This is a genomic window from Bacillus sp. 17RED48, assembly GCF_019837545.1.
GTDB classification, from domain to species: Bacteria; Bacillota; Bacilli; order Bacillales; family Bacillaceae_G; genus Bacillus_A; species Bacillus_A wiedmannii.
This window is the reverse complement of sequence record NZ_JADAXG010000001.1, coordinates 1,093,867-1,107,354: the sequence shown is the minus strand read 5'-3', so window position 1 is coordinate 1,107,354 and position 13,488 is coordinate 1,093,867. Positions and strand designations below refer to the sequence as shown.

Genomic DNA, 13,488 nt, shown 5'->3' with positions numbered 1-13,488 from the left:
CCTTGTTGGTGTAATTAGGTTGACGCCATTCAGCCCTAAAGCATCATTCGTCGAAACAGCCAATACGACAGGCTTGCCATTTCTTAGCGTCGCTTTTGCTGCCATTAATACTGGAGAGTCTGTCATTGCATTTGCAAATTTACTCATAGAATTTCCTGTTAGTGGCGCAATCACCATACAATCTAGTGGAATTTTAGGTCCTAGTGGTTCTGCACCAACGATGGAATTAATCGCTTTAAAACCTGTTACTTCTTCAATCTTTTTAATCCACTCTGCTCCTTCGCCAAATCTCGTATTTGTTGATTGAACAGTGTAAGAAACAACGGGGCGTACTTCTGCTCCCTCAGCAATTAATTTTTCTAAATGAGGCATTACTTCTTCGTACGTACAATGTGAACCCGTAAAACCAAACCCTATTCTTTTCCCTTTTAAATTCATTCCCCATTCTCCTTTCTTGCTATTACGTCTTCTGCTAGTAACTGAGAAAGAACGTTCGCTAAAATTTGTCCTGCTGTTTTTGGAGCAACAATACCAGGTAATCCAGGTGCTAACAGCGCTTTGACTCCTCTTTTTTCCGCATATCTAAAGTCGGTACCGCCTGGTTTAGAAGCTAAATCAATTACTAACGTATGAGCTGGCATTTTTGAAATGACATTCGCTGTCACGACGAGATGCGGAATTGTATTAATGACAATATCGATATTTCCTACTTCTTTCTCAATGTTTTGCATATGAAAAGGAGAAAACATCATTTCTGTAATACGTGCAATATGTTCCGATCGTCTTGCTCCAACTTTGACATGGGCCCCTAATGATTGAAATGCTCTGGCAACACTCATCCCTGTTCTACCAAATCCTAAAACCATTACATTGGAACCATGAATTGTATAGTCGGTATGTTGAATTACCATCATTAATGTACCTTCTACAGTTGGAATAGAATTGTAGATTGCCACATCATCACGATCAAATAATTTAACAAGTTTGCGGTTTGTAGTAGATACGAGATTTTCCAAGTAAGGCGTACCAATACCTGAATATATAGTAAAGTGTTCTGGTGTATTTTCAATTTGTTCTTTCGTTATTGAAACTTTTTCGTTTGAAAAAATAGTATCTACTTCTCCCTTGGCATTTGTACCTGCAACTGGCAAAATAATTGCATCTACAGAAGTGAAATCTAAATTTTGTATACTTTCTTTTGCTGCCCCTGTGAAGCCATGATCTAACTGATCAAACCCTATCAATGAAAGTTTCGCATCCAATTCAACTAGCTTGCGAATTACTTCTAGCTGTCTTGCATCTCCTCCTATGACAGCAATATGCATCTCAGTCAACATTCCCTAATTCACCTTCTTTTTCTGTCATTTATAAGAAAAGTGCCTACTTTTTCTTTTTCCTCCACATCTTATGTAATGTACGAGTTTTAGGTGATTGAAAAACAAAAAGCACGTATGATTTATCCTGCTATTTGTATGCAGTAAGACAACCGTCTGAAAATTCGGCATATTAGAGGACATTATGCGAGAAATTGATTGCCGGTAAAAGCTCAATTCATGTGAGCTAATAATCAAAGGGAAATGAACAAAAAAAGATGACCAAAATGGCCATCTTTCACTTCGAATTTGAACGATCCGTAATATCACAAAGGATCATATCATACCCCACTTTTTTAATTTGGCTCCACCCTACTCTTATTTCTTGTGGTTCCTTTTTAAAACCTCCCCATTTTCCAGCAGGTATGATAAGAGCCTGTATTTGGCCATCCTTCTCATCAATCTCTAAATCCACATATCCTAAAACCCCCATTTTCTCGGCACTTTCTAAATTTACGATCTCTTTACCACTTAATTCGCTTAAACGCATACACTCTCCCCCTACCGAAATTGTGAATTTAAGTTATCCATAATTAGTACCTATTCTGTATATCCAAAAAAAATAACCGTATCTCATTTAAAAGAGATACGGTTATTTTTACATACTTCATATAAAGCAATTATAGTTTTATTCCTTTTGGAAGTTTTCCATCTGGACTAATTAATGCTGCAGAGAATTCATCTGTAAACATGTTACGAATTAACTCATCAACATTTTCTTTTGTTACTGTGTTTACACTTTCAATAATCTCATCAAGTGAACGATGCTTACGAAGTAGCAATTCATTTTTACCATTACGGCTCATACGGCTATTCGTACTTTCTAAACTTAACATTAAGTTTCCTTTTAATTGCTCTTTACTATTAATAAGCTCTTTTTCTGTAATACCTGTATTTTTCAATGTGTCTAATGTTTCTTGCATTGTTTCATACAGTGTATCTAATTGTTGGCTACCTGTTCCACCATACAGCGTTAACATACCTGTATCTTCATAAGAAGAATGGTAAGAAAATACTGAGTAGGCTAACCCGCGTTGCTCACGTACTTCTTGGAATAAACGGCTACTCATACTACCGCCTAAAACGTTATTTAATACAATTAAGTTATAAATATCTTCGTGTCCCATTTGTAAGCCTTTATATCCTAAACATAAATGAGCTTGTTCTGTTTCCTTTTTACGTGCTACTTTATTAAAATGGAAAATTGGGCTATGTACTTGTTCACGGTTTGTTGTTCCTTCATAACTACCGAAATATTGCTCTACCGTTTGTAAAAAGGCTTCATCAATATTTCCTGCAACTGAAACAACGACATTTTCAGGTGTGTAATGATCTTTTATATATTGGCGTAGCGTATCACCTGTAAACGTATCAAGCGTTTCTTCAGTTCCTAAAATAGGATATCCAAGCGGATGCGTTTCATATGTTGCTTTCGTTAACATATCATGCACAATATCATCTGGAGCATCTTCGTACATTTTAATTTCTTCACATACGACATTCTTCTCTTTTTTCAGTTCTTCCTCATCAAATGTTGAATTAAAGAACATATCTGCTAATACATCTAAAGCATATTTAGCATGCTCATCTAGCACTTTTGCATAGTAACAAGTGTATTCTTTTGAAGTAAAAGCATTCACTTGCCCACCAATGCTATCAAATGATTCTGCAATTTCGCGTGCACTACGTGTTTCCGTTCCTTTAAAGAACATATGCTCTAAAAAGTGGGAAACCCCATTATTTTTTTCATTTTCATTTCTTGATCCCGCATGGATCCAAATACCAATCGCAACCGATCTTACGGTTGGTATATTCTCCATAACTATTCTTACACCATTTTTACAAGTATATTTTTTAATCAAAAACTTTCCTCCTACTGCCAGTTTCTCTAAATAAGTGCTATTATTTAATGATAACAAGTTTAAGGATGAATGTCATGCAAATGTATTTAATCCACACGTTTTTCATCCAGTAATTCTGTTATATTCCCTACTTTATATCCTTGTTCCTTCAATTTTGTAATCATTGTATCTAATGCTTCTGTTGTTGATGAAGTTGGATGCATTAATACGATAGCACCTGGATGTATTTTTCTCATTACTCTCTGCAATAGTACATCTGGATCAGGTCGCTTCCAATCAATTGTATCGACAGTCCACATAATCGTTCCCATTTGGAAATCATCAGCAATTTTCACGACTTCATCCCGAAAACTTCCACTCGGCGGAGCAAACCATCTCACCTTTTGATTCGTAGCTGCTTCGATCATTCGATTTGTTTTTTGTAACTGATCTCGTATTTCATCAGAAGATAACGTTTTCATATTAGGGTGTGTGTAAGAATGATTTCCGACTTCTTGATTTGCATCGACAATCATTTTTGCAAATCGTAAATTTTCTTTCACCCAGCGTCCTTCTAAAAAGAAAGTCGCCTTCACATCATGTTTTTTCAATATCTCTAATATACGTGGCAAATACTCGTTTCCCCATGCCACATTTATTGTTAATCCCACCATCTTTTTATTTGGATGTCCCCTATAAATTGGAGCTGGTGATAAATCTTTTAAGTGGACACCCGGTGATACTTCCTTGAATTCAAGATTTTTTTGATCAAATTTCTTTAGCTTCTTCATATTATTATAGGATGCTTCGATATCAACTTGTCTTCCATTATATCCTGGTGTTGCTTTCCATATTTTATCAATCATCGCATTTTGAGGTGCAATCTCATATTGTTTTGCATGTTTTTGAATTTCTTCATACAAGTTATCCTGTGCAAAAACGGAATAAGAGCCTACACTGACATATAAAAAAACTATACATATGTATGCCAATATACGAGCTTTCATATAAACCCTCCCATTAACTATATAAAAACCTTTTTTCTTCTTATCTTTGTTAATTTGAGCGTTATAATGAAAACTATACCTATACTGACATAAAAATATATGTAAATCATATTTTTTACATAACAAAAAAAGCCAGTTTAACTGGCTTTTACTTATTGCTGCTCTTGTTTGTTTTCTTCTTTAGCAGCTTCTTTTTCTTGCTCTTCTTTTAGCAATACTTTTCTAGATAGATTCACGCGACCTTGCTTGTCAATCTCGATAACTTTAACTGTAATTACATCACCGATTTTTACAACGTCTTCTACTTTACCTACACGCTCAAGTGCAAGTTCAGAAATGTGAACTAATCCGTCTTTACCGCTGAATAATTCAACGAAAGCACCGAATTTCTCAACACGTTTCACTTTTCCTTCGTAGATTTCACCTACTTGTACTTCGCGAACGATATCTTCGATAATTTTCTTAGCTTTGTCATTCATTTCTTGATTTATTGAAGAAATGAATACTGTACCATCTTGCTCGATGTCAATTTTAACGCCAGTTTCTTCAATAATTTTATTGATTTGTTTACCGCTCGGCCCAATAACGTCACGGATTTTATCTGGGTTAATTGTCATTGTAATAATCTTTGGAGCGTAAGCTGATAATTCAGTACGTGGCTCTGCAATAACAGATAACATATGATTTAGAATGTGCACACGACCGACTTTCGCTTGTTGTAATGCCTCTTCTAAAATTTCACGAGATAGACCATCGATTTTAATGTCCATTTGAAGTGCAGTTACACCTTTTGCTGTACCTGCTACTTTAAAGTCCATATCACCTAAATGATCTTCCATACCTTGAATATCAGATAAAATTGTGTAATGCTCACCAGTTTTAACTAGGCCCATTGCAATACCTGCAACTGGAGCTTTAAGTGGAACACCAGCATCCATCATTGCTAAAGTACTACCACAAATACTTGCTTGTGAAGTAGAACCATTTGATTCTAAAACTTCAGATACAAGACGTACTGTATATGGGAAATCTTTTTCAGATGGAATTACAGGCTCAAGAGCACGTTCTCCTAGTGCACCGTGACCAATTTCACGACGACCTGGTCCACGCATCGGTCTTGTTTCACCAACACTAAATGATGGGAAATTGTAATGGTGCATAAAGCGTTTTGATTCCTCTACACCAAGACCATCTAAAATTTGCACATCGCCTAATGCACCTAATGTACAAATACTTAATGCTTGTGTTTGTCCACGTGTGAACAGACCAGAACCGTGTGTACGAGATAAAATGCCAACCTCTGATGCTAATGGACGGATTTCGTCACCTTTACGGCCATCTGGGCGGATTTTTTCAACTGTAATAAGACGACGTACTTCTTCTTTTACAATTTTATATAAAATCTCACTTACTTGTCCTAATGTATCAGCGTCAGCTTCCTGCGCTTCGTAATGCTCAATTACACGCTTTTTCACTTCGTTAATTGCATCTTCACGTGCATGTTTCTCATGTACTTGAATTGCAGAATGCATATCCTTCTCAGACATTTCACGTACAGCTTGATTAAGATCAGCGTCAACTTCATACAGTTTCACTTCTGATTTCTCTTTACCTACAGCTTGTACAATCTCTTCTTGGAATGCAATTAGACGTTTAATTTCGTCATGTCCAAACATAATTGCTTCTAACATTGTTTCTTCAGGCACTTGATCTGCTCCTGCTTCAACCATGTTAATTGCATCTTTCGTACCAGCCACAACAAGGTGAATATCACTTTGTTCTTGCTGTTCTACTGTTGGATTAATAACGAATTCGCCGTTAATACGACCAACTGTTGCACCCGCGATTGGGCCTTCAAATGGAATATCTGAAATCGATAACGCTAATGAAGAACCAAGCATAGCTGCCATTTCAGAAGAACAATCTTGATCAACACTCATTACTATGCTGACAACTTGTACTTCGTTACGGAAACCATCTGCGAAAAGTGGACGAATTGGGCGGTCGATTAAACGACTTGCCAAAATTGCTTTTTCACTCGGACGACCTTCACGTTTAATGAAACCGCCAGGAATTTTCCCGACTGCATATAAACGCTCTTCATAGTTTACTGTAAGTGGGAAGAAATCTACATTTTTTGGTTCTTTTGATGCAGTTGCTGTAGATAGAACCGCTGTATCGCCATATCTTACTAATACTGCTCCGTTCGCTTGCTTCGCAAGCTGACTTGTTTCAACTGTTAGCTGGCGACCAGCTAAATCTATCGAGAAGACTTGCTTTTCTTGACTCATTTAAGTACCCCTCTCAATTTAAAGTATTCAATTCTTCTATGTAAATGGATAGTATATCACAATATTCTACCTCTAGTATTACCGAAAATGAAGTAAGCTATAAAGGGTAGAAGATATATTTTTACCTAACAAAAAAGCGGGAATATTCCCGCTTCTTTGACTATCGACGTAAGCCAAGCTTTGTAATTAATTCACGGTAACGTGTGATATCGCTATTACGAAGGTAAGTTAGTAAGTTACGACGTTTACCAACCATCTTTAATAGACCACGACGTGAATGATGATCTTTCTTGTGAGTACGTAAGTGCTCGTTTAGAGTGTTAATTTGCTCCGTTAGGACAGCAATTTGAACCTCTGGAGAACCAGTATCAGTCTCATGAGTTCTAAATTGTGCAATGATTTCATTTTTACGCTCTTGTGTTAAAGCCATCCTATTTCACCTCCTATTAATTAAACCCCCAATTACCTAGCAAGCGTCGGTGAGTCGCAATGCCAAGCAATGGTTGTCATAAAGTACATAACATAGAATACTACTTTTCATTTGAAAAAGCAAGTATATTCTTTTCGTTCGCAAAATATTCTTGTGCTGTTTTCTTATCTTTTGCAATTTGTTCAACTAACTCATCGATGCCATTGAATTTCTTTTCTTCTCTTATACGCATATGCCACTCTACTGTAACATTTTGTTCATATATGTCTTTGTTAAATTCAAATAAGTGCACTTCAATAGATAATTGACGCTCATCTTCTTTAAAAGTTGGTTTATATCCAATATTACATACACCATCGTACCATTCATCGTGAACTTTTAATCTCACTGCATAAACACCTACAGGTGGTAATAGATACTCATCACTTAAACCTATATTAGCTGTAGGAAAACCAATTTGACGTCCACGCTTATCACCGTGTACAACCGTTCCCCCTACTGTATATGCTCTACCTAAAATAGATGGAATTTGTTCCATTTCGCCATTTCGAATTAACTTTCGTAATGCTGTAGAACTTACTTTCTCTTCTTGAAATTCAACTTTTTCAATCACAGTCTGTGTAAACTCCCCTCTTGCATGAAATGGTAAAGTCTCCATCTTTCCTTTTCCTAAACGTCCATATGAATAATCAAACCCTGCTACTACATGCTTTACATTCAAACCAATAATATAATCATCTACAAATTGTTGTGGCAATAAGCCTGCAAACGATTCATCAAATTTAATAACATATAATATATCGATCCCTAAGTTTTCGACTATTTTTTCTTTATCACACATTGGTGTAATATACTCCGCATGCGCTTCCTTTTTTCCTAAAACAACAGATGGGTGCGGATAAAATGTCATAACTGCACTTTTATATCCTCGTTCATCAGCTATTTGTTTCGCAGTTCGAATCACACATTGATGTCCTAAATGAATGCCATCAAAAAATCCTAATGCCATTACAGTAGGTGGTAATTCTAATTTATTTTGTTCATGTGGATGAGTTAAATGAATAAGTTTCACGCTTGAATTCACCTTTTTCTGTAATAATCCTTCCAATAATTCATTATAGCTTTAGTTCTTGATTATTCACAAGTACTTTCATCGGCTTTAGCATACCAGGGTGTTTTGGATGGTGCTCATAAATTGCAAGGCAGCGATTATTTTTATCAAACACTGTTATAAATGGCGCCGTTATTTGCAATTCATTTTTTAAGAACATACCATTCTTTATTTTCTCTGCTTGCTTTTCATCTACAACCATTTTTGGAAACTTACTTAATGCTTCATCAATTGAAATGAAGATAGACTCTACTGTTCCATTTTGCACGTTTTCTTCAATTTCTTCAAATGATATGCAATCTTCTAATAAAAATTCACCCGAAGCTGTTCTTACAAGGTGAGACATATGTGATGGGAAACCAAGTTTTTCACCAATCATTACTGCTAATGTTCTTACATATGTCCCTTTACTACACGTTACACGGAAACGAAATGAAATATTTTCCCCCTCAAACACTTCACGATCATCTAGTAATACAAATTCATGAATTGTAATTGTACGAACTGGACGTTCAACTTCTTGTCCTGCTCTTGCATATTCATATAGTTTTTTTCCGTTAACTTTTACAGCTGAAAACATCGGAGGCATTTGTTCAATCGTACCTGTTAATGCAGCAAGAGCCCCTTCTACTTCCTTACGAGTAATAACACGATCTACATTTTTCGTTTCAACAACTTCACCAGAAGCATCTTCAGTTGTCGTTGAAAATCCAAGTGTTACTTCACCTTCATATGTTTTCGTCTCACTCGTTAAAAATTGTGCAATCTTCGTTGCTCGTCCTACACAAATAGGTAATACTCCTGTTACATCTGGATCTAATGTTCCTGTATGACCAATTCGTTTCTCACGCAATATCTTTCTTAATTTAAATACACAATCATGTGATGTCATGCCTTTTGGCTTATGTAATAATACTACACCTTCCATATATGTTCACCTCATCATAATTCTTTCATAGTAATTATCCAAAATTTATTTTGCATTGAAAAAATGGATAGACAAATGTCTATCCATTATTCTTCACGTTTACCGTCTTTATTAATTTGATGTAAAAGTGTATCAATTCGATGACCATATCCGATAGACTCATCAAACTCAAAGGAAATTTCCGGTGTTTTACGAAGACGAATACGCTGGCCAATTTCTGAACGAATGAAACCTTTTGCCTTCGCTAAACCTTTTAATGTACTTTCTTTCTGTTCCTCATCACCTAAAACAGAAATATATACTGTAGCAATTTGTAAATCTCCACTCACTTGTACATCTGTTACTGTAACAAATCCAACACGTGGATCTTTAATTTTACGACTGATGATGTCGCCTAATTCTTTTTTCATTTGCTCGCCTACACGGTTTGCACGTAATTTCATAACTCTTCACCTCATTCAATACCATTCCAATTGTGTTATTGTACGTTCAATTTCAGGAAATGAATCGATGTACTCGAGTACACGATTCATTTCTTTTTCACAAATAACACGATTAGAGGATACAGAAACAATTGCAATTTCTGTACGTTGCCATACATCTTGATGCCCTACTTCTGAAACAGCTACATTATAACGCTGCTTCACACGAGTTAGCACCCGTTGCAAAATTGCTCGTTTCTCTTTTAAAGAATGCACATCGTAAATCATACACTCGAATGAGAGTGAAGCGATAATCATCGCTTCACTTCTTCCATAATGTACGCTTCAATGATGTCCCCTTCTTTAAGATCATTATATCTCTCAATTGTAATACCACACTCATAGTTTTGTGCAACTTCTTTTACGTCATCTTTGAAACGTTTTAACGTATCAAGTTGTCCTTCGAAAATTACTACGCCATCACGGATAATACGCACGCCACTATCACGTGTAATTTTACCGTCAATTACGTAACAACCTGCGATTGTTCCAACTTTTGTTACTTTGAATGTTTGGCGTACTTCCGCTTGACCGATTACTTTTTCTTCGAATTCTGGATCCAGCATACCTTGCATTGCTGATTCGATTTCTTCGATTACTTTATAGATAATACGGTGTAAACGAACATCAACATTCTCTAATTCAGCTGTACGCTTCGCATTCACATCAGGGCGTACGTTAAATCCAATTACAATTGCATTAGATGCAGAAGCTAAAATAACATCAGATTCTGTAATCGCACCTACGCCTGTATGGATAATTTTAACTTTAACACCTTCAACATCAATTTTACGAAGTGACGCTGCCATTGCTTCTACAGAACCTTGTACGTCTGCTTTCACAATTAAGTTAATTTCTTTTACATCGCCTTCTTGGATTTGTTGGAATAAATCTTCAAGGCTTAATTTAGATTTTTCACCACGTTGAGCAAGTAACGCTTCTTGTGCACGTGATTCACCGATTTGACGAGCTTTCTTCTCATCAGCGAATGCCATGAAACGATCTCCCGCTTGTGGTACTTCATTTAAACCTGTAATTTCAACAGGAGTTGATGGACCAGCAACTTTCACACGACGACCAATATCACTTACCATTGCACGAACACGTCCGAATGAAGTACCAACAACGATTGGATCTCCAACTCGAAGTGTACCGTTTTGAACAAGTAATGTCGCGATAGTTCCTTTACCTTTATCAAGCTGTGCTTCGATTACAGTACCAGTTGCATAACGGTTTGGATTTGCTTTATATTCTTCTACTTCACTTACAAGAAGAATCATTTCTAGTAAGTTGTCAATTCCTTCACCTTGAATTGCAGAAATTGGTACGAAAATTGTATCTCCGCCCCAAGCTTCTGGAACTAATTCATATTCTGTTAATTCTTGCATTACACGATCAGGATTTGCCGCTGGTTTATCCATTTTATTCACAGCTACAATAATTGGTACTCCAGCTGCTTTCGCATGGCTAATCGCTTCAACTGTTTGTGGCATAACACCGTCATCAGCTGCAACAACAAGGATTGTAATATCCGTTACTTGCGCACCACGAGCACGCATCGTTGTAAATGCCGCGTGACCAGGCGTATCTAAGAATGTAATCTTCTTGTCATTTACTTCAACTTGGTATGCACCAATATGCTGAGTAATTCCACCTGCTTCGCCTGCAGTTACTTTTGAATTACGGATAGAGTCAAGTAAAGTTGTTTTACCATGGTCAACGTGCCCCATAATTGTAACTACAGCTGGACGCTCTTTTAAGTTCTCTTCATCATCTTGCTCATCGATGAATGTTTCAAATTCAGTTTCACTTACAACTACTTCTTCTTCTACTTCAATACCATAATCAGTAGCAATTAACTCAATTGTATCTTTATCTAAGTCTTGGTTAATTGTTGCCATAATTCCAAGCATAAAGAGCTTCTTAATAATTTCAGACGGCTCTTTGCTTAATTTTTTAGCAAGCTCACCTACTGTAAGACTTCCAGAGAAAGTAAGTTTATCTGGTGTTTCTACAATTTGTGTTTGTTGTCTTCCAGCAAAGTTATCTTGACGTTTGTCTTCATTTCCTTTGCCTTTTTTCTTTTTCTTATTGCTGTTCTTTTTACTACGAACAACTTTTTCTTCTACTTCAAACTCATCTGCAACAGAAGGTTTTTCAGTTTGGTACGCATTATCTAATTTGTTTACTACTTCATCGTCTAACATTGTCATATGATTCGAAACCTCGATATTCATTTCTTTTAGTTTTGTCATAAGATCTTTACTTGAGATATTATGTTGTTTTGCATATTCATGCACTCGAATTTTACTCATACCTTCACCCCCGGTAATTTGTATCGAGCATGCTACGCAGCTTTTTCGCAAAGCCCTCATCTAACACAGCTACAACGACTCGCTCGTCTCTCCCAATCGCATGCCCTAATTGTTGTCGATTTTCGACCTTTCTCATTGGTACGTTGTAATACGTCGCTTTATCCGTGATGCGTTTTGTAGTATTTGCTGACGCATCTTCAGATAGCAATACAAGTTTTGCTTTGCCACTTCGTACTTCTTTTAAAACAAGTTCTTCACCCGAAATAATTTTCCGAGCCCGGTTTGCTAGTCCTAAAAACGATTTCCAATCGGACACTTATTTCGACTCCTTCTCAACAAGCTCAAGAAGCTCTTCGTATAGAGAACCGTCGATTTTCGCTTTTAGATGATGTTCCAAAACATTTTTCTTTTGGGCTTGAAGAATACTTTCTTTATCTTTTGATAAATAAGCACCTCGTCCTGATTTCTTTCCAGTTAAATCAATGGACACTTCTCCCTCTTTGGAACGAACAATGCGAACGAGCTCTCGTTTTGATTTCATTTCTTGCGTTGCAACACATTTTCGTAACGGAACTTTTCGATTGCTCATACTCATCACCTCTATTCGATTTCGTCTTCAACTGAATCGAATCCGAATGCGATTACGCTATCTTCTTCTGTTACAATACCAAGTTGTTTCGCATCAGACTCACTCTTAATATCAATTTTCCAACCTGTTAATTTAGCTGCAAGACGTGCATTTTGTCCACGCTTACCAATAGCTAATGACAGTTGGTGGTCTGGAACAACAACAGTTGTTGCTTTTTCTTCTTCATCTACAAGCACTTTAACAACTTGTGATGGGCTTAAAGCATTTGCAACATATTCTACTGGATCATTTGACCAGCGAACGATGTCAATCTTTTCGCCTTTTAATTCGTCTACAATGCGTTGTACACGTTGTCCTTTCGGTCCTACACAAGAACCTACTGGATCAACATCAATGTTCTCTGCATGTACAGAAATTTTAGAACGATCGCCAGCTTCACGTGCTACAGAACGAATTTCAACAGTTCCATCATAAATTTCAGGAACTTCCATTTCGAATAAACGTTTTAAAAGACCAGGATGTGTACGTGATACGTAAATTTGTGGTCCTTTTGTTGTTTTTTCTACTTTCGTAATGAATACGCGAATACGATCATGTGGTTTGTACTGTTCGTTTGGCATTTGCTCACTTACAGGTAATAAAGCTTCTACTTTCCCTAAGCTTACATAGATAAAACGAGCATCTTGACGTTGTACGATACCCACCATGATATCTTCTTCACGGTCACTAAACTCAGAGTAAATAACACCACGCTCTGCTTCGCGCACTCGTTGTGTTACAACCTGTTTTGCAGTTTGTGCTGCAATACGACCGAAATCTTTTGGTGTTACTTCAATCTCTAGTACGTCACCATCTTGATAGTTTGGATTAATTTGTCTTGCTTCTTCAACAGAAATTTCAAGACGTGGATCAAACACATTATCTACAACGTCTTTACGTGCTAAAACTTGAATTGTTCCCACTTCTGGGTTAAAGCTCACACGAACGTTTTGTGCTTGATTAAAATTGCGTTTATAAGCAGAGATTAACGCTGCTTCAATCGCATCAATAATAATATCTTTGCTGATTCCTTTTTCTGACTCTAATACGAGCAAGGCATCTAACAACTCAGTGCTCATGAA

Annotated in this window: 14 protein-coding genes and 1 pseudogene; all 15 read right to left on the bottom strand. The window is 36.7% G+C overall.

What is annotated here, in order from left to right; translation table 11 throughout:
* Nucleotides 1-12: 12 nt before the first annotated feature.
* Nucleotides 13-438, bottom strand: a pseudogene (gene dpaB / locus ILT06_RS06180) (dipicolinate synthase subunit B); the annotation flags it as partial.
* Nucleotides 435-1,337 (bottom strand): dipicolinic acid synthetase subunit A, encoded by a 903-nt coding sequence (gene dpaA, locus ILT06_RS06175; RefSeq protein ID WP_000954740.1) that lies wholly within the window; start codon nucleotides 1,335-1,337, stop codon nucleotides 435-437. The gene dpaA and the pseudogene dpaB, both read right to left, overlap by 4 nt.
* Before the next feature lie 274 nt (nucleotides 1,338-1,611).
* Nucleotides 1,612-1,863 (bottom strand): YlmC/YmxH family sporulation protein, encoded by a 252-nt coding sequence (locus ILT06_RS06170; RefSeq protein ID WP_064475021.1) that lies wholly within the window; start codon nucleotides 1,861-1,863, stop codon nucleotides 1,612-1,614.
* A 130-nt stretch (nucleotides 1,864-1,993) separates the two neighbouring features.
* Nucleotides 1,994-3,235, bottom strand: coding sequence for a M16 family metallopeptidase (locus tag ILT06_RS06165; RefSeq protein WP_000593005.1), 1,242 nt, complete (start codon nucleotides 3,233-3,235; stop codon nucleotides 1,994-1,996).
* Between the two features lie 86 nt (nucleotides 3,236-3,321).
* Nucleotides 3,322-4,221: a polysaccharide deacetylase family protein gene (locus tag ILT06_RS06160; RefSeq protein WP_064475020.1), complete on the bottom strand. Its 900-nt coding sequence runs from the start codon at nucleotides 4,219-4,221 to the stop codon at nucleotides 3,322-3,324.
* A 152-nt stretch (nucleotides 4,222-4,373) separates the two neighbouring features.
* Nucleotides 4,374-6,512, bottom strand: coding sequence for a polyribonucleotide nucleotidyltransferase (gene pnp, locus ILT06_RS06155; protein WP_046957398.1), 2,139 nt, complete (start codon nucleotides 6,510-6,512; stop codon nucleotides 4,374-4,376).
* 160 nt (nucleotides 6,513-6,672) lie between these two features.
* The gene (gene rpsO / locus ILT06_RS06150; protein ID WP_001229392.1) at nucleotides 6,673-6,942 is read right to left on the bottom strand and encodes a 30S ribosomal protein S15; all 270 of its coding nucleotides are present in this window, start codon (nucleotides 6,940-6,942) and stop codon (nucleotides 6,673-6,675) included.
* Between the two features lie 100 nt (nucleotides 6,943-7,042).
* Nucleotides 7,043-8,014 (bottom strand): bifunctional riboflavin kinase/FAD synthetase, encoded by a 972-nt coding sequence (gene ribF, locus ILT06_RS06145; RefSeq protein WP_064475019.1) that lies wholly within the window; start codon nucleotides 8,012-8,014, stop codon nucleotides 7,043-7,045.
* Between the two features lie 43 nt (nucleotides 8,015-8,057).
* A complete protein-coding gene (truB, locus tag ILT06_RS06140) occupies nucleotides 8,058-8,981 on the bottom strand; it encodes a tRNA pseudouridine(55) synthase TruB (protein ID WP_076539679.1) in 924 nt (307 codons plus the stop codon).
* A gap of 86 nt (nucleotides 8,982-9,067) precedes the next feature.
* Nucleotides 9,068-9,424 carry a 30S ribosome-binding factor RbfA gene (rbfA, locus tag ILT06_RS06135; RefSeq protein ID WP_000776445.1) on the bottom strand — a complete coding sequence of 119 codons (357 nt, stop codon included), beginning with the start codon at nucleotides 9,422-9,424 and terminating at the stop codon, nucleotides 9,068-9,070.
* A gap of 15 nt (nucleotides 9,425-9,439) precedes the next feature.
* On the bottom strand, nucleotides 9,440-9,721 hold the full coding sequence (locus ILT06_RS06130) for a DUF503 domain-containing protein (protein ID WP_000582364.1): 282 nt from the start codon (nucleotides 9,719-9,721) through the stop codon (nucleotides 9,440-9,442).
* Nucleotides 9,718-11,778 carry a translation initiation factor IF-2 gene (gene infB / locus ILT06_RS06125; RefSeq protein ID WP_064475018.1) on the bottom strand — a complete coding sequence of 687 codons (2,061 nt, stop codon included), beginning with the start codon at nucleotides 11,776-11,778 and terminating at the stop codon, nucleotides 9,718-9,720. Before infB ends, ILT06_RS06130 begins: the two co-directional genes overlap by 4 nt.
* A 4-nt stretch (nucleotides 11,779-11,782) precedes the next feature.
* The gene (locus tag ILT06_RS06120; protein WP_001286521.1) at nucleotides 11,783-12,094 is read right to left on the bottom strand and encodes a YlxQ family RNA-binding protein; all 312 of its coding nucleotides are present in this window, start codon (nucleotides 12,092-12,094) and stop codon (nucleotides 11,783-11,785) included.
* The gene (gene rnpM, locus ILT06_RS06115; protein ID WP_000071127.1) at nucleotides 12,095-12,367 is read right to left on the bottom strand and encodes an RNase P modulator RnpM; all 273 of its coding nucleotides are present in this window, start codon (nucleotides 12,365-12,367) and stop codon (nucleotides 12,095-12,097) included.
* An 11-nt stretch (nucleotides 12,368-12,378) separates the two neighbouring features.
* A complete protein-coding gene (gene nusA / locus ILT06_RS06110; RefSeq protein ID WP_000102596.1) occupies nucleotides 12,379-13,485 on the bottom strand; it encodes a transcription termination factor NusA in 1,107 nt (368 codons plus the stop codon).
* Nucleotides 13,486-13,488: the final 3 nt, after the last annotated feature.